Genomic DNA, 23947 nt, shown 5'->3' with positions numbered 1-23947 from the left:
ACCGGGTTTCTCATCCTTCCTCCCCCAGGAGGATCTTCTCGAGCCCCGCGCGGTCCGGCAGGGCGTCCGGGCGGACCGTCTCGCCGTCGCGTACGTACACGAAAGCGGCCCCGACGGACGACAGGGGGACGCCGCGCTGTTCCGCCCAGGCCAGGCGGTAGATCGCCAGCTGGAGGGGGTCGGCGTCGTGGGTCCGGGCGGTCTTCCAGTCGACGATCTCGTAGCGCTCGCGGTCGCCCGCGCCTTCGGCCTCGACGCGGTAGACCGCGTCTATCCGGCCTCGGATCAGCCGTCCCGCGAGGGTGAGCTGGAACGGCGCCTCCACGCGGTACGGGGTGCGGTGGGCGTACGGGGTGCGCTCGAAGGCCGCCTTGAGCTCGGCCAGGTCGCGCTCGTCGACGATCTCCGGGGCGTCCTCCGGGGCGCCTGCGTCCCAGAGCTCGTCGGGGCCCGGGAAGGGGAGTGGGACCTCCTCGAAGCGGGACTCGACCCAGGCGTGGAACCGGGTGCCTCTGCGGGCGGCGGGCTGGGGCTTGCGCGGCATGGGGCGGGCCAGGTCGCGGGCGAAGGCGTCCGGGTCGTCGGCCAGGGCGACTAGCTGCGTGGCCGTGAGGGACGCGGGCACGACGACGTCGCGCACCGTGGCCCGGGCGCGCTTGAGCTCTGTGGCCAGTGCGGTCAGGTCGCGGTCCCAGGAGGCCAGCGTGCGGGTCTCCTCGGGGAGCAGAGCGTGTTCTGTGGTGCGGGTCCGGGACGGGACGGGCCCTTCTGGGGCTGCATGATTTACGGCCGCTTCTGTCTCCTCGGCAGCGAACCCCGACCGCGGCCGCAAATCACGCTTTACGCCCCTGCCAGGGCCCATCCCGTCCCGGCCCCTCCCCGCCGTTCGCGGCTGCGGGACGGTGGGTGCCTCCTTCGGCTGCGGGCGCGTTGTGGGGAGCGTGTCCCAGTCCGGTAGGTCCTCCTCCTCGTGCTCCTCTTCCTGCGGAGGCCAGTCCGGGTCGTGGGGCCTCTCTGGTTGCGGAGTCGACTCCAGGCGTTCCAAGTGGGCCAGCACCGTCTCCGCCGCCTCGCGGCGGCGGCGCAGGGACGTGGGGTCCAGCGGCAGGGGCCAGGAGTGGTCCATGGCCTCCTCTTGGAGGGCCGGGTTCTTGGCGCCCTCCTCGGGGCGGTCCGCCCAGACCTCGATCTCGCCGTGGCCCGCCTCGCAGTGTTCGCGCAGGGCCTCCAGGAAGGCCGAGGGGCCGCGGGGCTTCACCTGGTTGGGGCCCCACCAGTGGGCGGAGCCCAGGAGGAGGGAGCGGGGGCGGGTGAAGGTGACGTAGCCGAGGCGGAGTTCCTCGGTGTGCTGGTGGGCCTTCATGGCGGCCTTGAAGGCCGTGAGGCCCTTGCTGTCCCAGGAGCGGACGTCGGGCAGGGTGTCGGCGTCGCCCCGCAGGGCGTGCGGGAGGACCTTGGGCTGGGAGGTCCAGAAGTCGCGGGACTGCTCGCTCGGGAAGGACTTCGCCACCAGGCCCGGCACCGCCACCACGTCCCACTCCAGGCCCTTGGACTTGTGCGCGGTGAGGATCTTGACGGTGTTCTCGCCGCCGGGGAGCGAGCTGTCCAGGCCCTTCTCGTACTGGGCCGCCGTGCGCAGGAAGCCCAGGAATGCCTGCAGCGTCGCCTCGCCGTCCACGGCCGCGAAGCCCGCGGCAATGTCGAGGAACTGGGTGAGGGTCTCGCGGCGGCGGGCGGCCAGGGCGTGGGGGGAGGCGGAGAGCTCCACTTCCAGGCCCGTGGTGGCCAGCACCCGGTGGAGGATGTCCATCAGCGGGTCGGCCAGGCTGCGGCGCAGGTCGCGCAGTTCGGCCGCCAGGCGGGCGAAGCGGACGCGGGCCTCCGGGGAGAACGGAAGGCCGTCGTCCGGGGCATCGGGGGTGAGGAAGGTGTCGAGGGCGTCCGCGAGGGAGATGACCTCGGCCGGGTCGACGCCCTCGACCGCTTCGGCCAGGCGTCGGTCGGGGTCCGAGCCCGTGCTGCCGTAGGGCACGAGCGTGCGGGCGCGGCGGCCCAGCAGGGCCAGGTCGCGGTGGCCGATGCGCCAGCGGGGGCCGATCAGCAGGCGGACGAGCGCGGCATTGGCCGTGGGGTCCTGGAGGACCTCGCAGACCGCGGTGAGGTCGGCGATCTCCGGCAGGTGCAGGAGGCCGGACAGGCCGACCACCTCCACGGGGATGTCGCGCTCCACCAGCGCGCCCTGGATCTGGGCGAAGTCGGTGGCGGTGCGGCACAGGACCGCGATGTCACCGGGGCTGGTGCCCGTGCGGACGAGGTGGGCCAGAGAGTCGGCGAGCCAGTCGAGCTCTTCGGCGTGCGTGGGCAGCAGGGCGCAGCGCACCACGCCGTCCCGCTCGGCGCCGGGGGCGGGGCGCAGCGCCTCGACTCCTTCGTGGCGCGCGCGCAGGTCGGTGGCGAGCTCGTTGGCCAGGTGCAGGAGGCGGCCGCCGCTGCGGCGGTTCTCGCTGAGGGAGTAGCGGTCGGCGGGGCGGCCGTCGGCGTGGGGGAAGTGGTGGGGGAAGTCGTCCAGGTTGGCCACCGACGCGCCGCGCCAGCCGTAGATGGCCTGGCAGGGGTCGCCGACGGCGGTCACCGCGTGGCCGGTGCCGCCGCCGAACAGGCCGGCCAGCAGGAGGCGCTGGGCGACCGAGGTGTCCTGGTACTCGTCGAGGAGGACGACCGCGAACTGCTCGCGGAGGATGCGGCCCACTTCGGGGCGGCCGCCGGCCAGTTCGGCGGAGAGGGCGATCTGGTCGCCGAAGTCGAGGAGGTCGCGGCCGCGCTTCTCGCGGCGGTATGCCTCGACCAGGTCCAGCAGCTCGAGGCGGGCGCGGGCGGTGTCGGGCACCTTGCGCAGGTCCGCGTTGGTGAGCCGGGCGCCTTCCAGGGTGGTCAGCAGTTCCTGGTCGTAGGCGCGCAGGCGTGCGGGCGAGACGAGGTGCTCGGCGAGCTCGCCGTCCAGGGCGAGCAGGTCGGAGACGAGGTCGGCGAAGGAGCGGGTGAGCGCGGGGTGCGGGCCCGGGGAGGAGCGCAGGACGCGGGCGGCGAGCTGGAAGCGGGTGGCGTCGGCGAGGAGCCTGGTGGTGGGTTCCAGGCCGATGCGCAGGCCGTGCTCCTTCAGGAGGCGGCCGGCGAAGGCGTGGTAGGTGGAGATCTGCGGGTCGCCGCCCGTGCCGCTCTCGTCGTACGGCTCCTCGGGAGCGATGCCGGCCTCGGTGAGGGCCTTGCGTACGCGCTCGGACAGCTCGCCGGCCGCCTTGTTGGTGAAGGTGAGGCCGAGGACCTGTTCGGGGGCGACCTGGCCGGTGCCCACGAGCCAGACGACTCTCGCGGCCATGACGGTCGTCTTGCCCGAGCCGGCTCCGGCCACGATGACCTGCGGGGCGGGCGGCGCGGTGATGCAGGCCAGCTGCTCCGGGGTGAACGGAATGCCGAGGAGCTCCTTGAGCTGCTCGGGGTCGGTCAGGCGCGGGGTCACGCCGGAAACGCTAACGGGAGGCACTGACACTCACTCCACGATCTGCCGGCCCTCGGGCCGGGCCGTGCAGGAGGCCCGGAACGAGCAGTGCGCGCAGTGCTGGCCGGGGCGCGGGGCGAAGCGCTCCTCGAGCACCCGGCCGGCGGCCTCGGCGAGGAGGTCGCCGATCCACTGCCCCTCCCCCAGCGGGCCCTGGGCCTGGACCTTGGGGAGGGTGTCGCCGCCGTCCTTCTTGGCGGCGCCCTGGCGCAGCTGGACGAGTTCGGCGCCGCCGGCGGCGGGGCGGCCGTCGGGGAAGAGGTCGTCGACGGCGCCCTCCTCGACGGCGAGCTGGTAGACGGCGAGCTGGGGGTGGCGTTCGACGTCGTTCGCGGAGACGGTGCCCTTGCCGGTCTTGAAGTCGACGACGTAGGCGCGGCCGTCGGCGTCCCGTTCCACGCGGTCCATGGAGCCGCGGATGCGCACGAGGTGGTCGGCCGCCTTCAGGGTGAGGTCGAAGCCGTGCTCGGTGGCCACGGCGGTGCGGCCGCCGCGTTCCATCACGTGCCAGCGCAGGAAGCGTTCGAGGGCGGCGCGGGCGTTCTCCTTCTCCTGCTGCGACTTCCAGGGGGCGTCGAAGGCGAGCGAGTCCCAGACCGATTCCAGGCGCTCCATCAGGACGGCGAGGTCGGCCGGGGTGCGGCCGGAGGCGACCTCGTCGGCGAGGACGTGCACGACGTTGCCGAAGCCCTGGGCGGCGGTGGAGGGCGCGTCGGCCTTCACCTCGCGGCCCAGGAACCACTGCAGCGAGCAGGTGCCGGACGTACCGGCCAGCTGGCCGACGGCCGAGCCGGACAGCGCGAGCGGACGGTCGGGGTCGCGCAGCGGCACGGCGCTGCGTGTCGGCTCGTCCAGTCCCCACCAGCGGTAGGGGTGCGCGGAGGGGACGAGCGGCTGGCCCTCGTCGTCGCGCAGGGCGGCGAGGGTGGCGAGCCGCTCGGCCGCGGCGGCCCGCAGGGCGTCGGAGGCGGCGGGGTCGACGGTGGTGGCGCGCAGTTCGGCGACGAGCGCGGAGACGGCCAGGGGGCGGCGGGGGCGCTGGGTTATGTCGACGGGCTCGGTGCCGAGTTCGGTCAGGAACCGGGAGGGCTGGTCGCCGTCCTCTGCCGCCGCCTTGACGGCGGTCACGATCAGGCGCTCGCGGGCACGCGTGGCGGCCACGTAGAACAGACGGCGCTCCTCGGCGAGGAGCGCGCCGGGGCTCAGGGGCTCGGCGAGGCCGTCGCGTCCGATGCGGTCGGCCTCCAGGAGCGAGCCGCGGCGGCGCAGGTCGGGCCAGAGGCCCTCCTGGACGCCGGCGACGACGACGAGCCGCCACTGGAGGCCCTTGGAGCGGTGGGCGGTCATCAGCCGGACGGCGTCGGGGCGCACCGCCCGGTGGGTGAGGGTGTCGGCGGCGATGTCCTGGGCGTCGAGCTCGTCCAGGAAGTTCAGGGCACCGCGGCCGCCGGTGCGCTCCTCGGCGCGGGCGGCGGTCTCGAACAGGGCGCACACGGCGTCGAGGTCGCGGTCGGCGTTGCGGCCGGCGGCTCCGCCGCGGTGTGCCGCCCGCTGGAGGCGGGAGGGCCAGGGCGTGCCGTCCCACAGGGTCCACAGGGCCTCTTCGGCGGTGCCGCCGTGTGCGAGGAGCTCGCGGGCGGTGCGCAGGAGTGCGCCCAGGCGCTGGGCACCGCGTGCGTACGCCGGGTCGTGCGCGACGAGGCGCTCGGGCTCGGCGAGGGCTTCGGCGATGAGGGTGTCCGAGGAGCGCGGGAGGGCCTGGCCCGCGGCGCGTTCCTCGTCGCGCAGGGCGCGGCCGAGCCTGCGCAGGTCGGCCGCGTCCATGCCGCCCAGGGGGGAGGTCAGGAGGCCGAGCGCGGTCTCGGTGTCGAGCCGGTGGCCCCGCGTGTCCGTGGTCTCGCCGTCGGGTTCCGCGGGCCGGATCGCCGACTCCGCCACCACCCGCAGGGCGGTCAGCAGGGGCGCCACCGCCGGTTCGTGGCGCAGCGGGAGGTCGTCGCCGTCGACCTCGACCGGGACGCCCGCCGAGGTCAGGGCGCGCCGCAGGCCCGGTATCGAGCGGGAGCCGGCGCGGACCAGGACGGCCATCTCGTGCCAGGGGACGCCGTCCTCGAGGTGGGCGCGGCGCAGGATGTCGGCGATGTTGTCGACCTCGCCGCCGGCGGTCGGGTAGGTGTACGCCTCCACCCGGCCGCCGTCCCGTACGGCGCCGAGCTCGCGGTGGGCCCGTACGGCGGCGGCCGGCAGGCGGGTGAGCGGCATCCGCCGGGTGAGCAGCCGGGTCGCGGCCAGCAGGGCGGCGCCCGAGCGGCGGGAGACGGTCAGGACCTCGACCGGCGCGGCGGAGCCGTCCCGGCGGGGGAAGGCGGAGGGAAAGTCCAGAATGCCGTTGATGTCGGCACCACGGAAGGCGTAGATGGATTGATCCGGGTCACCGAAGGCGACGAGTGTCCTGCCGCCTCCCGCCAGTGCCCGCAGCAGCCGCACCTGGGCGGCGTCGGTGTCCTGGTACTCGTCGACGAACACCGCGTCGTACCGCCGCCCGAGCTCCGCCGCGACCTCCGGGCGCTCGGCGAGCAGCACGGCGCGGTGCACGAGCTCGGCGTAGTCGAGGACGCCGCGCATGTCGAGCACGTCCAGGTACTGGGCCAGGAAGGACGAGGCGGCGAGCCAGTCCGGGCGGCCGCCGCGCCGGGCGAAGTCGCCCAGGTCGCGCGCGCCCAGCCCCAGCTCGCGGCTGCGCGCGAGCACCGCCCGCACCTCGTCGGCGAAGCCGCGCGTGGTCAGGCAGGCCCGCAGCTCGTCGGGCCAGCGCACGCTGCTGCGACCCTCGCGCTCCAGCTCGACCTCGCCCGCGAGGAGCTCGCGGACCATCACGTCCTGCTCGGGTCCGGACATCAGCCGCAGCGGGTCGGTGAAGAGGTCGACGTCCTGATGGGCGCGCACCAGTGCGTAGCAGTAGGAGTGGAACGTGGTCGCCTGCGGCCCGTACGCGCCGCCGAGCCGGGCCGCCATCCGGTCACGCAGCTCGACGGCCGCCTTGCGGCTGAAGGTCAGCACGAGGATGCGCTCGGGGTCGGTGCCCCGCCGCACCCGCTCGGTCACCGCTTCCACGAGCGTCGTCGTCTTGCCCGTTCCCGGCCCGGCGAGCACCAGCAGCGGCCCCCGCGCGTGGTCAACCACGGCACGCTGGCGCGCGTCCAGCTCAGGAGGGGCCACGGGGCCCGGCCGGGTGCGCACCAGACGGTACGCGCCCGGGGCGGGCCGGTGCGCCGAGCGGGAAGCGGGGGAGGAACTCACGTGGGTTGCCGGTCCTGGTGGGAGTGCGGGGTGTCGTGCGGCCGTCCATGAGGGGACAGGGTCCTGAGCGAAGGGCGGCCCCCGACGCTACGCCAGAAGGCCGGTGGGGCGCAGGGCGTCACGGCGGTCGCCGTCGGCCTTCGGCGACCTCATCCGTTCGGGTTACGCCTTGGGGCCACGGGCCGGGGTGCGGCTCGCCGGGCTCCGGGCGGCGGAGGCCCTCAGGTGTGCGGAGTCACACCCGGACCGTCCGCTTCCGCGCCGTCCCAGCGTGCCCGGGCCATCGCGAGCCGGGGCACGTGTCCTTCGGCCGTGGGGCCGGCGTGGCGCAGCGGGGTGCCCTCCTGGCGGTAGTGGGCCAGCGCCCGCAGCTCGTGCCCGGGCAGCAGCACGCCGTCGGCGCGGACCACGCGCCACCACGGCACCGCGCCGCCGTAGAGCGCCATGACCCGTCCGACCTGCCGGGGTCCGCCCTCGCCGAGCCACTCGGCGACGTCCCCGTAGGTCATCACCCGTCCCGGGGGAATCAGCTCGGCGACGGCCAGCACCCGCTCCGCGTACTCGGGAAGCTCGTTCACCGGTCCATACTGCCGCATCCCCCGTCACACCCCGCCGGAACGGAATCCCACACTCCGCGCCGCTCCCCGGAGTCGCGTATTCCACAAGATCACTCAGAGTGCGCCATCGCACTACAGGGCGTACGATCCGGAGTCCGCGCCCCCGAAATGCACCCTGATACCCCCTTGCCCGGCCGGGCCATGCCACCATCTTCCGGGCGGTGACCGGTGATACGAGACAAAGAAGAGACCGACAAGCAGCAGGGCGCGCAGCCTCCGGAAGAGGCGCGCGCCCCCGAAGTGCTGCCCTGCCACGGCGACCCCGAGGGCCGTGGCACGCCCGGTGACCCCGAGGAGTCCGGCGCGTACAAGTGCGAAGGCGGCGAGGATCACATCGACAAGGTCTCCGGCGACGAGCCCCTGCTGCCCGCCCGCGTCCACCGCCCCGCCGACCTCGTCCGGCTCTTCCTCGGCATCGTCGGCATCGCCCTCGTGCTCGCCCTCGCGGCCTTCGCCCACGGCACCACCACGGGCCTGGAGAAGGACATCAGCGAGAGCACCGGCCGGGCGCCCCAGCTGCTGGCGAACTTCGCCGGGCTCACGGCCAACATCGCCGTCTTCATCGTCCCCGTCGCGTTCGCCATCGAACGGCTCATCAAACGCGACGGCCTGCGCATCGCCGACGGCGTCCTGGCGGCCGTCCTCGCCCACGGCGTGTCCCTGGCCACCGACCTCTGGGTCGCCGAGGCGGCACCCGGATCGATCCGCGACGCGCTGACCCAGCCCGCCCCCACCGGCGGCTTCACCGACCCGGTCCACGGCTACCTGGCACCCGTCATCGCCTACATGACGGCCGTCGGCATGTCCCGCCGCCCGCGCTGGCGGGTCGCGATGTGGGCCGTCCTGCTCCTGGACGCCTTCGCCGTCCTGGTCAACGGCTACACCACCCCCTTCTCGATCGTCGCCACCGTCCTGATCGGCTGGACCGTCGCCTACGGCACCCTCTACGCCGTCGGCTCCCCGAACGTGCGCCCCACCGGCCAGCACCTCCTGGCCGGCCTCCGGCGCGTGGGCTTCAAGCCCGTCAGCGCGCTGCGCACCGAGGACGACGCCGCCGACGCCGAGCCGTCCGCGCACCCCGACCGGGGCCGCCGCTACATCGTCACCCTCGAGGACGGCCCGCCCCTCGACGTCACCGTCGTCGACCGCGAACAGCAGGCCCAGGGCTTCTTCTACCGCGTCTGGCAGCGCCTGGCCCTGCGCGGCATCACCCAGCGCCGCAGCCTGCAGTCACTGCGCCAGGCCCTCGAACAGGAGGCGCTGCTCGCCTACGCGGCCATCGCCGCCGGCGCCAACGCGCCCAAGCTCATCGCCACCTCCGAGCTCGGCCCGGACGCCGTCATGCTCGTCTACGAGCACATCGGCGGCCGCACCCTCGACGCCCTCCCCGACGAGGAGATCACCGACGAGCTGATGGCCGGCGCCTGGCGCCAGGTCCAGGCCCTGCAGTCGCGCCGCATCGCCCACCGCAGGCTCGACGGCGACGCCCTCCTGGTGGATCGTTCCGGCAATGTCGTCCTGACCGACCTGCGAGGCGGCGAGATCGCCGCGGGCGACGTGGTGCTGCGCATGGACGTCGCCCAGCTGCTCACCACGCTCGGCCTGCGGGTGGGCGCCGAACGCGCGGTGGCCGCCGCCGTCGACGTCATCGGCCCCGAGGCCGTGGCCGACAGCCTGCCCCTCCTCCAGCCCATCGCCCTCACCCGCTCCAGCCGCGCGACCCTGCGCCAGATCGCCCGCGAACGCTCCCACCGCGAGCGCGAGGCGGCCCTGGAGGCCTCCCGCATCGCCCGGGAGGAGAAGGCCCGCGAGCGCGCCGAAGCGGGCGCCGAGGAGGACAGGGGCGACCTCAAGAAGACCCTCAAGGCCGAGCGCAAGGCCGAGAAGCAGGCCCTCGACGAGGCCGCCGAGGAGGCCCGCGAGGAGGACCTGCTCGCGCAGATCCGCCGCCAGGTGCTCCTCATCCGCCCCCAGGCCCCCATAGAGCCCGTACGCCTGGAGCGCATCAGGCCCCGCACGCTGATCAGCTCCATCGCCGGCGCCATCGCCGCCTACGTGCTGCTCTCCCAGCTCGCCCACGTCAAGCTGGGCGAGCTCGTCGACCAGGCCAACTGGTACTGGGTCGCGGCCGCCGCCGGCTTCTCCGCCCTGAGCTACCTCGCGGCGGCCATGAGCCTGCTGGGCTTCGTCCCCGAGAAGGTCCCCTTCGGCCGCACCGTGCTCGCCCAGGTCGCCGGCTCCTTCGTGAAGCTGGTCGCCCCGGCCGCGGTCGGCGGCGTGGCCCTCAACACCCGCTTCCTGCAGCGCGCCGGCCTGCGCCCGGGGCTCGCGGTGGCCAGCGTGGGAGCCTCCCAGCTCTTCGGTCTGGCCTGCCACATCGTCCTGCTGCTGACCTTCGGCTACATCACCGGCACCGAACGCACCTCCTCGGCCCTCCCGCCGTCCCGCACGGTCATCGGCGGCCTGCTGACGGCTGCGGTCCTGGTGCTCGTCGTCACGGCGGTCCCCTTCCTGCGCAAGTTCGTCTCCACCCGCGTGCGGTCACTGTTCGCGGGCGTCGTGCCGCGCATGCTGGACCTCCTGCAGCGCCCCCGGAAGGTCGTCAACGGCATCGGCGGCTGGCTGCTGCTGTCGGCCGCCTTCGTCATGTGCCTCGACACCTCCATCCGCGCCTTCGGCGGCGAGCTGAGTTACGCGAGCGTGGCCGTGGTCTTCCTCGCCGGCAACGCCCTGGGCTCCGCGGCGCCGACGCCGGGTGGCGTAGGCGCGGTGGAGGGCGTCCTGATCGGTGCCCTCACCCTGGCGGGCCTGCCGGCGGAGACGGCGGCGCCGGCGGTACTGCTGTACCGGCTGATGACGTTCTGGTTGCCGGTGCTGCCGGGATGGCTGTGCTTCAACCAGTTGACGCGGAAGGGCGCGATTTAGAAGAAGGCGCATACGCCAGGCACCGCACCCACCCCACCTTGCGTTTGCGAGCCGCATGCCCATACCGTGCCGCGTATGCGGTCGTACACCATCGGGCGGGCTGCCCGTCTGCTGGGGGTCAGTCCCGATACGGTCCGGCGTTGGGCGGACGCGGGGCGGATGCCCACCGAGCGGGACGACGCCGGGAAGCGGCTGATCAAGGGGGCCGACCTGGCGGCGTTCTCGGTGGCCCTCGCCGCTGAGGCGCACGAGGGCGAGGAAGCCGCGTACACCACGGCCCGGAACGCCTTCGCCGGGATCATCACCGCCGTCAAGCTCGGCGATGTCGCCGCCCAGGTCGAGATCCAGGCGGGCCCGCACCGGCTCGTCTCCCTCCTCACCCGCGAGGCCGTGGAGGAGCTCGGCCTCGCGGTCGGGATGGAAGCCGTGGCCCGGGTGAAGGCCACCAACGTCCACATCGACCGCGCCTGAGCCCAGGAGAAAGCATGCACCGCGCACGCCGCACCGCCGCCCTCGTGGCAACAGCCCTGCTGATGCCCCTCACAGCCTGCGGCGGCAACGACTCCGGCAAGGCCGACGCCAAAGAGAGGACCACACTGACGGTCCTGGCCGCGGCCTCCCTCACCGACGTCTTCAAGAGCGCGGGCGCGGCGTACGAGAAGGCGCACCCCGGCACCACGGTGAAGTTCTCCTTCGCCGGTTCGCAGGAACTGGCCGCACAGGTACGCCAGGGCGCCCCCGCCGACGCACTCGTGACGGCCGACACGAAAACGATGGATGGCCTCAAGCAGGAGACCGCGGCCCCCACCGTCATCGCGAAGAACCGCCTGACGATCGCCACGGCCCCCGGCAACCCGAAGAGGATCGAGGGTCTCTCCGACCTCTCCAAGAACGACCTGAAGGTCGTCCTCGCCGCCCCCGAGGTACCCGTGGGCCGCTACAGCAAGAAGGTCCTCGACGACCAGCACGTCTCCGTCAAGCCGGTCTCCCAGGAACCCAACGTCCGTGCCGTGCTGAGCAAGGTCTCGCTCGGCGAGGCGGACGCGGGCATCGTCTACGTCACCGATGCCGCCGCGGCCAAGGACAAGGTCGCCACGGTGACCGTCCCCGATGCCCAGAACGCGGTGGCCTCCTACCCGGCCGCGGCGCTCAAGTCCTCCCGGCACGGCGCCGAGGCCGCCGCCTTCGTCACGTGGCTGACCTCGCCCGAGGCCCAGAACCTCCTGCGGTCCGCCGGATTCCAGCAGCCGTGAGAGTCCGCGCACCCCTGACCCTCGCGCTGCCGGCCGCCCTGGCCGTGGCGTTCCTCCTCCTGCCGCTGGCCGGCATCCTCGCCCGTACGCCCTGGACCACGCTTCCCGGCCGCCTCACCTCGCACGGGGTCACCCAGGCGCTGACCCTCAGCCTCGCGGTCTCGGCCTGGTCCCTCCTGCTCTCCCTAACTCTGGGCGTCCCGCTCGCCTGGCTGCTGGCCCGCGGGGATTTCCGCGGCAAAGCGCTCGTACGCTGCCTGGTGATGCTCCCGATGGTGCTGCCGCCCACAGTGGCAGGTGTAGCCCTGCTCCAGGGCTACGGCCGACGGGGCATCATCGGCACCTACCTGGACGCATGGTTCGGCATCACCCTCCCGTTCTCCACCACGGGAGCGGTACTGGCCTCCACGTTCGTGGCGATGCCGTTCCTGGTGATCAGCCTCGAAGGAGCACTCGCCGCCCTCCATCCCCGCTACGAGGAGGTAGCAACAACCCTGGGCGCCACCCCCCTCCACACCTTCCGCACGATCACGCTCCCCATGGTGGCCCCGGGCCTCTTCGCGGGTGCGGCGCTGTGCTGGGCCCGCGCGCTGGGGGAGTTCGGGGCGACGATCACGTTCGCGGGCAACCTCCCCGGCACGACGCAGACCCTGCCCCTCCAGGTCTACCTGCTCCTCCAGGACGACCCGGAGGGCGCGACAGCGGTATCGCTCCTGCTCCTGGTGATAGCGACGGCGGTACTGCTCTCCCTCAGGGGCCGCTGGCTGCAGCCGCCGACGGCGGGGAGGGGCCGAGGCGGGATGGGCCCTGGCAGGGGCGTAAAGCGTGATTTGCGGCCGCGGTCGGGGTTCGCTGCCGAGGAGACAGAAGCGGCCGTAAATCATGCAGCCCCAGAAGGGCCCGTCCCGCCCCGGCCCCGCACCACAGAACACCCGCTGCACACCACGGTCAGCGGTGCTGTAGAAGCAACGCTTCAGGCCCAAGCCGGCACGACGATCGCGGTAGTAGGCCCGAACGGCGCCGGCAAGACAACCCTCCTACGCGCCCTCCTGGGCCTGACCACCCGAGCCAAGCCGCAAACACTGCACCTGGGCGGCACCACCCCGGACGCCGCCACCCAACCGCCCCACCACCGCCGCATCGCCTGGGTCCCCCAGGACGGCGCCCTCTTCCCCCACCTCACCGCCCTGGCCAACACCGCCTACGGCCTCCGCACCCAGGGCGTCCCCAAAAAGGAAGCCCACCACGAGGCCCAGCACTGGCTGGACCGCCTGGGCGTGGGCCACTTGTCCCACCGCCGGCCCGCCCACCTCAGCGGCGGCCAGGCCCAGCGCGTGGCGCTGGCCCGCGCCCTGGCCGCCCGCCCCCGCCTGCTCCTCCTGGACGAGCCCCTGGCCGCGCTGGACCAGTCCACCCGGGCCCACGTCCGCCAGACCCTCCGCACGCACCTCGCCGACTTCCCGGGCGTCTGCCTGATCGTCACCCATGACCCTGTGGAGGCCGTGTCGTTGGCCGACCGCGTCCTGGTCCTGGAGGACGGCCGCACGCTGCAATACGCCACGCCCGCCGAGCTGACCCGTCACCCCCGCTCCCCCTGGGTGGCGCGGATGCTCGGTCACAACGCCTGGCAGGGCAAGGCGACCCCGGAGGGAACGATCCTCCTGGACAACGGCGCAAGCCTGACGACAGCAGCGGGCGAGAGAGTCGCCGCCGCACCCACCACCGGCCTGGCGGTGATCCCACCCGAGGCCGTATCCCTCCACACCAGCCGCCCCACCGGCAGCCCCCGCAACGTCTGGCCCGGCACGGTCCGCGAGCTCACCGCCCAGGGCGGCAGAATGCGCGTCCTTGTGGACGGCGAGCCGGACGTGGTCGCCGAGATCACCCCCTCGGCCGCGGCGGACCTCGCCCTGGCCGAGGGCACCGCGGTGTGGGTGAGCGTCAAGGCGACCGAGGTCAGGTTCGTGCCCGCGTAACCCGTACGCCCCGCACGGCGCGCGCCCCCCGCCTCCGCGCCCGGAGGATGGGACCCGTGTCCAGATCCGTACGGGCCGGAGCCCTGCTCTCCGCCGTGATGCTGCTCCTCGCCACCGTCACCAGCTGCGACAGCAGCATCGGCGCGGGCGACAGCGGCGACGCTCCGGGCACCGCGGCCGGCACCGCAGCCGGCGGCCAGAAGCTGGACTGGAAGACGTGCCCGGCGCCGAGCGCCGGAGAGGACAGCGACGGGGGCAGACCTCCGGGCGGCGACTGGGAATGCGCGACCCTGAGGGCGCCCCTCGACTACGCCCACCCCGACGGCGACACCATCGGCATCGCCATGATCCGCGCGAAGGCCACCGACCAGGCCCACCGCATCGGCTCGCTGATCTTCAACTTCGGCGGCCCGGGCGGCTCCGGCATCACCACGCTCCCGGCGTTCGCCGACGACTACCGCACCCTGCGCACCCGCTACGACCTGGTCAGCTTCGACCCGCGTGGCGTCGGCCGCAGCAGTGGCGTGACCTGCCTGAGCGACAGGGAACTCGACGCCTACTACGCGGCCGACGCCACGCCCACCACGAAGGAGGAGGAAAGGGCCCTGGTCGGAAGGGTCGAGCGGTACGCGGCGGGCTGCGCCAAGAACTCCGGCAAGATCCTTCCGCATGTGGGCACGACGAACGCCGCCCGCGACATGGACCTGATGCGCCAGGTGCTGGGCGACGCCAAGCTGCACTACTTCGGCGTCTCGTACGGGACGGAACTGGGCGGCGTCTACGCCCACTTGTTCCCCAAGAACGTCGGACGCGCGCTCCTGGACGCGGTGGTGGACCCGTCCAGCGACCCGGTGCAGAGCGCGCTCGCGCAGGCGAGCGGCTTCCAGCTGGCGCTCGGCAACTACATGGCGGCCTGCGTGAAGACGGCCGACAACTGCCCTACCGAGCAACAGATCAGCGATCTGCTCAACCGCCTGCAGAAGAACCCCGTGCCGGGCGGCGCCGGCCGCGACCTCACCCAGTCGCTCGCCACGAGCGGCATCGCGCAGTCCCTTTACTCACGGGACTTCTGGGACTACCTCACCGAGGGCGTCGAGGACGCGGAGAACGGTGACGGAAAGATCCTGCTCGCGCTCGGCGACTCCATGAACGGGCGCGGCCAGGACGGCAGGTACAGCTCGCTCCAGGCGTCGTTGAACGCCATCACGTGCGCGGACTTCGCCCAGCGCTATACGGCGGCCGAGATCGAGGGGAAGGTGCCGGAGTTCCGCAGGGCGTCGTCCGTCTTCGGGGAGTTCATGGCGTGGAGCCTGCTGCAGTGCACCGGTTGGCCCGTAAAGGGCGAATGGCAGACACCCGATGTGAGCGCGAAGGGTTCCGCGCCCGTCCTCGTCGTCGGCAACACCGGTGACCCGGCGACTCCTTACGAGGGAGCGCACAAGATGGCCCAGGAGCTGGGTCCGGGGGTGGGGGTGGAGATGACGTACCGGGGCGAAGGCCATGGGGCGTACGACAGCGGCAATGCGTGCGTGAAGAGCGCGGTTGACGCATACCTGCTGGAAGGTACTGTTCCGGACGCCCATAAGATCTGCTCATAAGGTGTACTGATAGCACCCATAGCACATCACACCGGTAATACGAACTCCGCCGGCTCGAATGTCAGTGGCCCGCACTACCATCGCCCGCACAGAAGTTCCGCGGAGCGGCGCAGCGGCACCGCGGAACGGAAGCGGGCGAAGTCCCGCGTATGACGGACGAGTTGCAGCCGACCGACGGGGGCGAGAGGGGGCCATGCGATGGCGCACGGACCGCGCAGCCGCACCGACCGGCGGGCCCGGACGCTCACCGGCGCCCTGGCCATCGCGGCACTGCTGGCGGCCCTGATGGCCCTGTGGCAGACGCAGTTCAGACCGCTGACCAAGCCGGAGTACTGCTGGGGCACCTGGCGCGCGGACGGCGGGCCGTTCCGCGAGGACGCCCGGCACCGGTCCGCCCGCGAGACCGCCCCCACAGCCGGCCGGCCCCGCGGCCGGTGCAGCCTCAGCTGGAGCGGCGGCCACGGCCCGGACGCGCCCCGCCGACAGCTGGAGGTCCGCTACGAGACGGGTCCGCGGGCGCAGGAGGAGCGCCGGGCGTGGGTGGCGGGCCTGTTCGCCGGGGGCGACACGGCCCTTCCGGACGACCTCCCGGGTTTCGTCACCGCGGACACCGGCACGCTGGTCCTGCCGGAGTCGTGCGATGTGGACGGCAGACCCTCGGTGGTCACGGTCTCGGGGTCCTTCGACTCCAGCCCCGCCAGGACGGGCCGGCTTCTGGTGGAGGCGGCCAACCGCGCCACGAGGGCGACCGGTTGTGCCGGTGAGGTGGAGCCCCCACCGACCCGCTCCACACCACCCACACCAGCCACCCCCACATCACCCACTCCCTCCCCACCCACAACCGCCTCCCCACCCCCCTCCGCCTGCCCGGCCCCGATAGCCGGCCGCGCGGCGGCCCGGCCCACGGCCGGCAGCGCGCACGACGGCTTCCAGACCTGTGCGGTGGCCGGCGACGGCCAGTGGGCGGCGCGCTTCACGATGGCCGCCCGGCCCCGGATCGTGGCCCTGTTCGACGGCCTCACCGGCGACGGCCCGCCCCGGCCCGGCTGGCGGGCCCAGGGCCGGATCGAGGCGTCGGGAGCGCTCATACGCACCGACTGCGCCGGCCGCCCCACGGTCTTCGCCATGCGCACGGGCCCCGGCCGCACCGGGACCCGCCTCGACGACCCGCGCGAGACCTTCCCCGACTTCGTGGACGCGGTGGCGAGCCGCATCGGCTGCGCGCCCCTGCACTCCGTCTGACGGCGACCGTACGCCGGGGGGCGGATCCCTTCTCCCGGGCGATTTATCCGTAGAGTCGGTGGAATGAGTCCCACACGGCCACGGGCCGCCGCCCTCGCCTCCGCGTCCCTCGTCATCGCCCTCACCGCCACCGCCACCGCCTGTGGCGAGGACAGAGGCAGCGGTGGCGCCGACGGCAAGGGCCGGCCCCAGGGCGTCGCGATCGACTGGAAGCGGTGCGAGGCCCCCACCGCGGCGCAGGGCGCGGGCAAGGCGCCCGGCAAGGCGTGGCAGTGCGCCAAGCTGCCCGTACCGCTGGACTACGGCAAGCCGGACGGCGAGAAGATCGAACTGGCGCTGATCCGCAGCACGGCGCGTAAGAAGCAGGGCCGCATCGGCTCGCTCGTCTTCAACTTCGGCGGGCCCGGCGGCTCCGGGGTGGCGGGGCTGCCGTCCCTGGCGGACGAGTACGACAAGCTGCACGACCGGTACGACCTGGTGAGCTTCGATCCGCGCGGTGTGGGCGAGAGCGCGGGCGTGCGGTGCCAGAGCGACAAGGAGCTCGACGCGGCCGCCCAGATCGACGGCACGCCCGACGACGACGCCGAGCTACGGGTGAGCCTCGCGTCCAACAAGGCGTACATCGACGCGTGCGCCAAGAACTCCGCGAAGGTCCTCCCCCACGTGGACACGGCCAGCGCCGCCCGCGACCTCGACCGTATCCGGGCCGCGCTCGGCGAGGAGAAGCTGCACTACTTCGGCATCTCGTACGGCACGGAACTGGGCGCCGTCTACGCCCACTTGTTCCCCAAGAAGGTCGGCCGGACCGTCCTCGACGCGGTCGTGGACCCGACCCAGGACCCGGTGAAGGGCAGCCTCGGGCAGAGCAAGGGCTTCCAGCTCGCCCTCGGCAACTACCTCAAGAGCTGCGGCACTTCGGCCGGCGCGGCGGCCGGCTGCCCGAAGCTGGGTGAGATCACCGCTCTGCTGAAGAGGCTCGACGCCAGTCCGCTGCCCACCGACCAGGGGCGCAAGCTCACCCAGGACGAGGCGGTCAACGGCATCGCGGCCGCGCTGTATTCGAAGGACACCTGGAAGTACCTGACCGCCGGCCTCCAGGAGGCCATGCGCAAGGGCACCGGCAATACGCTCCTGCTGCTCTTCGACACCATTTCCGGCCGTGGCCCCGACGGCCGCTACAACAACCTCCAGGCCGCCAACAGGGCGATTTCCTGTGCCGACGCGGAGCAGCGCTACACCGTGGCCGATGTGAAGCAGCGCCTGCCGGAGTTCCGCGCGGCCTCGCCGGTCTTCGGCGAATCCGCCGCCTGGTCGCTGCTGGCCTGCACGGACTGGCCGGTGAAGGGCAAGTGGAAGACCCCGGACGTGCGCGCGGAGGGCTCGGGGCCGATCGTGGTGATCGGTAACGCGGGCGACCCCGCGACGCCGGTGGCCGGCGCGGAGCGGATGGCCGAGGGGCTCGGCAGGAGCGTCGGCGTCCTCCTCACGGTCGAGGGCGAGGGCCACGGCACCTACGGGGTCAACGCGTGCGCGACGAAGGCCGTGAACGCCTACCTGCTGGAGGGCAAACCCCCGGCGAACCGCACGACGTGCGCATAGGGCACGGGACGCGGCCGTAGCCACGACGAGGAGGGGCGGTCCGCCGCGACGGACCGCCCCTCACCCATGGCATAGCGCCGAAGCCGTCAGTACACCGGCTTCTGCGGCTCGATCTGGTGGACCCAGCCGATCACGCCGCCGCCGACGTGGACCGCGTCGGAGAAGCCGGCCGACTTCAGCACGGCCAGGACCTCCGCCGACCGGACACCCGTCTTGCAGTGCAGGACGATCTTCTTGTCCTGCGGCAGGTCCTGGAGGGCGCTGCCCATCAGGAACTCGTTCTTGGGGATCAGCCGGGCGCCGGGGATGGAGACGATCTCGTACTCGTTCGGCTCGCGGACGTCGATGATGTCGATGTTCTCGCCGCCGTCGATCCACTCCTTGAGCTGCGCGGGAGTGATCGTCGAGCCGGCCGCCGCCTGCTGGGCCTCCTCGGAGACGACGCCGCAGAAGGCCTCGTAGTCGATGAGCTCGGTGACGGTCGGGTTCTTGCCGCAGACCGCGCAGTCGGGGTCCTTGCGGACCTTGACCTGCCGGTAGGTCATCTCGAGGGCGTCGTAGATCATCAACCGGCCGACGAGCGGGTCGCCGATGCCGGCCAGCAGCTTGATGGCCTCGTTGACCTGGATGGAGCCGATCGACGCGCAGAGCACGCCCAGGACGCCGCCCTCGGCGCAGGAGGGCACCATGCCGGGCGGCGGGGGCTCGGGGTACAGGCAGCGGTAGCAGGGGCCGTGCTCGCTCCAGAAGACGGACGCCTGTCCGTCGAAGCGGTAGATCGAACCCCATACGTACGGCTTGTTCAGCAGGACGCAGGCGTCGTTGACCAGATAGCGCGTGGCGAAGTTGTCCGTGCCGTCGACGATCAGGTCGTACTGGGAGAAGATCTCCATCACGTTGTCCGCCTCGAGGCGGCCTTCGTGCAGGACGACGTTCACGTAAGGGTTGATGCCGAGCACCGTGTCCCGGGCGGAAGCGGCCTTGGACCGGCCGATGTCCGCCTGGCTGTGGATGATCTGGCGCTGCAGGTTCGACTCGTCGACCTCGTCGAACTCCACGATGCCGAGCGTGCCCACGCCCGCGGCGGCCAGGTACATCAGGGCGGGGGAACCGAGGCCGCCGGCGCCCACGCAGAGCACCTTCGCGTTCTTCAGGCGCTTCTGCCCGTCCATCCCGACATCCGGGATGATCAGGTGACGGGAGTACCGACGGACCTCGTCGACGGTGAGCTCGGCAGCCGGCTCGACCAGGGGTGGCAGCGACACGGGGTCTCCAGGGTCATCCCCACGGATGCGGGGAACATAGAGGCAGCGTTCTGTTCTTCCCCTGTAACCCTGCCACGCCCCGTCTCATTCCGAGACACCAGGTCCGATGCGCGAGACGATCTCGTCCCAGTAGCCGGGCAGGGACTCCCAGGGGTCCACATCGTCGTGGTCGGTGCGGTCCGTGAAGTAGATGGTGCCCGCGCCCTGCCAGCGGGCGATGCGCAGCGCCTCGTCGAGGCGGTCGCGCGGCACGCCGTGCACGAGGTGGCAGAAGCGCTCGGGCGGATGCTCGGCCGTCCACTCGGGGGCCTGGGACCAGCGGTAGCCGGACCACGGTCCGGCATAGGTCACCAACTGGTCGGCGAGCGCGGCGTATCCGGAACAGGGGTGCCGGCCGTGCACCAGGACGATGTGGGCCCCGTCGAGCAGGGTGCGCAGCGCACCGGCCACGCGCCGGATCTCCCCCAGCCCCGCGGCGTCGCAGGGGCAGCGGCCCAGCGCGAAGCCGTCCACCCGGTACCAGTTGAGGAAGCGCTGCGCGTCCGAGAGCAGTTCACCGAAAGAGCGCTCGCCAAACCCCACGTCCAGGTGGCCCAGCACGCGGACGCCGGACGTCCGCAGCGGGACGGCGGCGGACAGCCAGTACGGGTCCTGGCGGAAGCCGGGGCCGCCGGCCCGGCCCCCGGACTCCCGCAGGGAGCTGCTCCCCAGCACCACCCAGTCCAGCGGCAGTCCTGGCCGCTGGAGACCGCCCCATTCGGCGGGGGCGACCAGGGGGTGCGCGAACCCCGGCACGGCGAGCCGGAGGGGGGCCTTGCGCGCGCCGAGGGCGCGGCGGTGGCCCGGGGAGATCAGATACGACACGCCGCCTCCATCCAGATGTCGGCCAGCGACTCCTCCAGGCCGATGCGGGGGCGCCAGCCGAGCCGGTCCCGGGCGGTGCGCACGTCGGCCTGCTGCCAGCCGCCGCAGCCGTCGGGGTAGGGGTAGGCGGGCGGGCTCCCCAGGTGCGGGTCGTCCAGCTCGTGCAGGGCGCCGCCGAAGCCCGCGACGCGCGCGAGGAGGGTCGCGGCGTCGCGCAGCCGCACGGCCCGCCCGGTGCCGATGTTGACCGCGCCCTGCGCGGCGGAGAGGGAGGCCGCGTGGACGGCGCGGGCGATGTCGCGGACGTCGACGAAGTCGCGCTGCACGCCCAGGCCGGTGAGCTTGAGTTCGTTGTCGCCGCTCTGCATGGCCCGCCGCATGGCCTCCGCGAGCCGGCCCAGCGGCGAGCCGGCGGGCGTGCCCGGCCCGACCGGCGAGAAGACGCGCAGCACGATGGCGTCCAGGCCCGAGCCCAGCACCAGTTCGGTGGCGGCGAGCTTGCTCACCCCGTACGGGCCGCCCGGGCGCGGTACGGCGTCCTCGGCGGTGGAGGAGCCGGGCTGCGAGGGCCCGTACTCCGAGGAGCACCCCACCTGCACCAGGCGGGCGCCGCAGCCGCTGCGGCGCAGCGACTCGCAGATCGTGGCGACGGCGACGGTGTTGTGCCGGGTCAGCTCGCGGGCCCCGCCCCGGGTGGCGCCCGCGCAGTTGATGACGACGCCGGGGTGGACGGCGTTGAGGAAGCGGGTGAGCGCGCCGGGGCTGCCGCTGGCGAGGTCGAAGCGGACGTCCGCGTCGTCGCCGCGGCCCAGCGCGGTCAGCTGGACGGCGGGGTCGGCCAGCAGCCGGTCGGCCACGAACCGGCCGAGGTAGCCGTTGGCGCCGAGCAGCAGGACTCTCATCGGTCGTGCCCTCGCTCTCGCCCGGTGGTGCTGAGGGGGTGAACGGTCATCTTCCTTGCTCTCCTCTGAACAGGGTGGGTGGTCACCGGGCGAAGCTCTCCCTACGCATCGGGCACGGGAGACGTCCCCAGGCGGACGGGGACGGTGGGACGGGGCGCGTGGGGGGCGTCCGCGCGTGCGTGGACCGAGGCCCGGGACAGCGCGGGGACGGCGTGGGCCAGCAGGGCGAGGGCCGGCAGGGCGCAGGCCGCGAGCGGTATGGCGGCCGGCCCGAAGGCGTCCGCCGCCCAGCCGACGGGCCACCGCAGGGCCTCGCAGCCGGGCAGCCGGGCCGCCAGGAGCGTGCCGAGCGGTACGGCCTCGGCGAGGGCGGCGGCGAGGGTGGCGGCGACCGCCGCCCTGGCCAGGCCGTGGGCGGCGAGCAGCCGGGCGAGGAAGAACAGCGCGCCGAGGGCGGCCAGGGCGGTGTAGGCCAGGGCGGGCGGGGTGGGCGCGCCGAGCGGGCCGCCGGCCGGCAGGGCCGAGCGGGCGGGCCACAGGAAGCCCAGCAGGGCGCCGAGGAACAGCACCACCGCCAGCAGCAGGGCGGGCCGCACCTGCCGGCCGAACTCCGCGAGCCCCCGGCTCGCCGCGAGCACCTGGCGGGCCCGGGCGGTGAACCAGTGGGCGCACCAGGCCGCGGGGGCGACCGCGCAGGCCAGGGCGAGCGCGGTGGGGGCGGCCGCGGTGGCGGCGACGGCCACGAGCACGTGCGCGGGCAGCCCCCGGCGGCCGTGCAGCAGCAGGGTGACGACCCAGTCGCCGGCGAGGGCGTAGCCGAGCAGCCAGAGCCAGGCCAGCGAACCGGTGACCCCCCAGCCGCCGCGCAGCGCGGCGCAGGGGCCGGGCCGGTGCTCGCGGCCGGCCCGCTCGGCCCCCTCGGTACCGGCCGGGCCGGGATCCGGCCGGTCGTGGGGGTCCTCGTGGCGCTCCACGCGCGCGTGGAGCTCCTCGGCCAGGGAGAACACGTCGCGGTGCCGGTACTCGGCGGCGACGCGGTCGCCGATGCCGTGTTTCTCCAGGCGTGCGGCGATCTCCAGGGGGTGGACGGCACCGGCGCACAGCGCGTGGTGGCGGCGCATGAGGGCCTTCACGGGGTCGGCCGGATGCCTGCCGTCCGTGGCGACGTGCGCGGTCTTCCCGGCGTGCTCGGCGTCCGCGCCTGCCGCGTCCGTTCCGGCACCGGCTATGCCGACGGGGGCCGCGGTGGCGCTGTCGGGGCGCAGCGAGGTGGTCATGGGCGCCCTGCCCAGGTGGGAGAGGCGGAGCGCGGGGACACGGAGAGCGGCGGCTGGGCGCCGGCGGCGTGGGAGAAGGGGACGGACGGGTCGGGGGCGGTGTGCTGGACGGGGGCGCGGGAGAGGACTTCGAGGTAGACGGCCCCGAAGGCGGAGACGTTCTGCTCGACGGTGAAGAGTTCGAGGGCGCGGGCGCGGGCGGCGGCGCCGAGCCGGGCCCGGCGTTCGGGGTCGCGCAGCAGCGTCAGACATGCCTCGGCGAGGGCGGCCGGGTCGCGCGGGGGGACGATCAGGCCGGTGCCTCCGATGACTTCGCGGACGGCGCCGACGTCCGGTGAGACGGTGGCGCGGGCGCAGAACATCGCCTCGGCGAGGGCCGTGGGGAAGCCGTCGAGGGCGCCGGAGAGGAGGACGACGCTGCCCGCGGCGTAGTCCTCGGGTCCGCAGGCGGGCCCGAAGGTGACGCCGTCGGGGCCGTCGACGGTTTCCGGTGGTGCTCCGACGATCCGCAGCCGTACGTCCGGTTCGGCGTCCCGGACGGTGGCCAGGGCGTCCCACAGGTGGGGTTCGACGGGGCCGCCGGTCCACACCAGGGTCAGGCCGTCGTCGGCGCCGGGCCCGTCGCCGGCGACGCCTTCGCCCACGGCCTCGTAGAGGCTGGCGTCCATGCCGGGGTGGACGGTGCGCAGCCTGGAGCGGTCGGCTCCGCACCGCTCCTGCCAGCGGCGGCCCTGTCCGTCGCCGGCGGTGATCACGGCGGCCTCGGCGTAGATCCGGGCGGCCAGCCGGCTGTGGAAGGCGGACAGCAGGGTGCGTACGGACACGGAGAGGCCGTCGGCGCCGGCCAGGTAGTACTCGCGCAGCCGGACCTCGTACTCGGTCACGAGCAGCGGTGTGCCGAAGAAGCGTTTGGCCAGCAGGCCCGGGAGGGCGGCGGGTCCGGCGGAGGTGGCGTGGCAGAGGTCGACGGCGGCCAGTCCCCGGTCACCGTCGGCGGTGCCGTACCAGTCGAGGGAGAGCGGGCGCAGGGCCCGTTCCAGGAGTCCGGAGACGACGAGGAGGTCGGCGACGCGGGTGCCGTAGACGGCGGGGTGGGCGCCGGGTGCGCGGCAGGCCGTCTCCAGAGCGCGCAGGGCGAGTTCGGAGCGGAGGGCGGCCGCGAGGCCGCCTTCGTCGCGGGCGAGGTCGGCGAGTCCGTTGAGGCCGTCGGTGAAACGGTACGCCTGGTCGCCCGGCAAGGTGATCGCCGCGGCGAGGTCCCCGAAGTGGGCAGCGAACCGCCGTCGCTGGTCGCGCCCGTACGAGCCGTAGGCGCGTCCCGCGCAGCCGGGTGCGGGGCCGCCCCACAGGGGTGCCGCCCGTACCCGCCGGACGTTGCCCGGCAACGCGTGCCAACCGCTGTCCTCCTGGCGGGCGCTGCGGCTCAGGGCGTAGAGCTCGAAGTCGTGCTGGCCGAGCCCGCGCACCAAGCGGTCGCACCACTCCCCGCCCTCGCCGGCGGCGTACGGATACCCGCCCTCGGAAAGCAGTCCCACACGCACGAACGCACCCCCGTTCTCCCTTGTCGGCAGCC

The 23947-nt window shown here is 73.6% G+C and carries 15 protein-coding genes; 7 read left to right on the top strand and 8 right to left on the bottom strand.

From position 1 onward, the window contains the following. Positions 1 to 10: 10 nt before the first annotated feature. The 3 genes from ABZ956_RS01775 to ABZ956_RS01765 form a co-directional block, all read right to left on the bottom strand. On the bottom strand, positions 11 to 3517 hold the full coding sequence (locus ABZ956_RS01775; RefSeq protein ID WP_361885367.1) for a UvrD-helicase domain-containing protein: 3507 nt from the start codon (positions 3515 to 3517) through the stop codon (positions 11 to 13). Between the two features lie 30 nt (positions 3518 to 3547). Then, positions 3548 to 6856 (bottom strand): ATP-dependent DNA helicase, encoded by a 3309-nt coding sequence (locus ABZ956_RS01770; protein ID WP_361885364.1) that lies wholly within the window; start codon positions 6854 to 6856, stop codon positions 3548 to 3550. A 221-nt stretch (positions 6857 to 7077) separates the two neighbouring features. Next, positions 7078 to 7452 (bottom strand): MGMT family protein, encoded by a 375-nt coding sequence (locus ABZ956_RS01765; RefSeq protein WP_361885360.1) that lies wholly within the window; start codon positions 7450 to 7452, stop codon positions 7078 to 7080. A 189-nt stretch (positions 7453 to 7641) separates the two neighbouring features. Here ABZ956_RS01765 and ABZ956_RS01760 point away from each other — a divergent pair, with 189 nt between their 5' ends. The 7 genes from ABZ956_RS01760 (at position 7642) to ABZ956_RS01730 (ending at position 18066) form a co-directional block, all read left to right on the top strand. After that, complete coding sequence (locus ABZ956_RS01760; RefSeq protein ID WP_361885357.1) at positions 7642 to 10398, top strand: lysylphosphatidylglycerol synthase transmembrane domain-containing protein; 2757 nt, start codon at positions 7642 to 7644, stop codon at positions 10396 to 10398. Between the two features lie 75 nt (positions 10399 to 10473). Further along, entirely contained in the window at positions 10474 to 10869 is a 396-nt protein-coding gene (locus tag ABZ956_RS01755; protein WP_361885354.1) for a helix-turn-helix transcriptional regulator, read from the top strand. 14 nt (positions 10870 to 10883) lie between these two features. Next, a complete protein-coding gene (gene modA / locus ABZ956_RS01750; protein ID WP_361885351.1) occupies positions 10884 to 11651 on the top strand; it encodes a molybdate ABC transporter substrate-binding protein in 768 nt (255 codons plus the stop codon). After that, complete coding sequence (locus ABZ956_RS01745; protein WP_361885348.1) at positions 11648 to 13627, top strand: ABC transporter permease; 1980 nt, start codon at positions 11648 to 11650, stop codon at positions 13625 to 13627. The genes modA and ABZ956_RS01745 overlap by 4 nt, the downstream gene beginning before the upstream one ends. Before the next feature lie 98 nt (positions 13628 to 13725). Next, positions 13726 to 15225, top strand: coding sequence for an alpha/beta hydrolase (locus tag ABZ956_RS01740; protein WP_361886630.1), 1500 nt, complete (start codon positions 13726 to 13728; stop codon positions 15223 to 15225). Positions 15226 to 15423: 198 nt separating this feature from the next. Further along, positions 15424 to 16467 carry a hypothetical protein gene (locus ABZ956_RS01735; RefSeq protein ID WP_361885345.1) on the top strand — a complete coding sequence of 348 codons (1044 nt, stop codon included), beginning with the start codon at positions 15424 to 15426 and terminating at the stop codon, positions 16465 to 16467. 63 nt (positions 16468 to 16530) lie between these two features. Next, positions 16531 to 18066: an alpha/beta hydrolase gene (locus tag ABZ956_RS01730; RefSeq protein WP_361885342.1), complete on the top strand. Its 1536-nt coding sequence runs from the start codon at positions 16531 to 16533 to the stop codon at positions 18064 to 18066. Positions 18067 to 18152: 86 nt separating this feature from the next. Here ABZ956_RS01730 and moeZ read toward each other — a convergent pair whose 3' ends face one another. The 5 genes from moeZ to ABZ956_RS01705 all read right to left on the bottom strand — a co-directional run bounded on the left by moeZ (position 18153) and on the right by ABZ956_RS01705 (position 23915). Then, on the bottom strand, positions 18153 to 19331 hold the full coding sequence (moeZ, locus tag ABZ956_RS01725) for an adenylyltransferase/sulfurtransferase MoeZ (protein WP_361885340.1): 1179 nt from the start codon (positions 19329 to 19331) through the stop codon (positions 18153 to 18155). A gap of 84 nt (positions 19332 to 19415) precedes the next feature. Beyond that, positions 19416 to 20186, bottom strand: a complete 771-nt coding sequence (locus ABZ956_RS01720; RefSeq protein WP_361886627.1) for a spherulation-specific family 4 protein — start codon at positions 20184 to 20186, stop codon at positions 19416 to 19418. Further along, on the bottom strand, positions 20183 to 21097 hold the full coding sequence (locus ABZ956_RS01715; protein ID WP_190111499.1) for an NAD-dependent epimerase/dehydratase family protein: 915 nt from the start codon (positions 21095 to 21097) through the stop codon (positions 20183 to 20185). Before ABZ956_RS01715 ends, ABZ956_RS01720 begins: the two co-directional genes overlap by 4 nt. 101 nt (positions 21098 to 21198) lie before the next feature. Next, entirely contained in the window at positions 21199 to 22374 is a 1176-nt protein-coding gene (locus tag ABZ956_RS01710) for a hypothetical protein (RefSeq protein ID WP_361885337.1), read from the bottom strand. Next, positions 22371 to 23915: a DUF3492 domain-containing protein gene (locus ABZ956_RS01705; RefSeq protein WP_361885334.1), complete on the bottom strand. Its 1545-nt coding sequence runs from the start codon at positions 23913 to 23915 to the stop codon at positions 22371 to 22373. The genes ABZ956_RS01710 and ABZ956_RS01705 overlap by 4 nt, the downstream gene beginning before the upstream one ends. Between the last annotated feature and the right edge of the window lie 32 nt (positions 23916 to 23947).

Source organism: Streptomyces sp. NPDC046261 (assembly GCF_040646235.1).
Classification (GTDB): domain Bacteria; phylum Actinomycetota; class Actinomycetes; order Streptomycetales; family Streptomycetaceae; genus Streptomyces.
The sequence above is the reverse complement of the archived record's forward strand: the minus strand, read 5'-3'. Positions and strand labels throughout refer to the sequence as shown.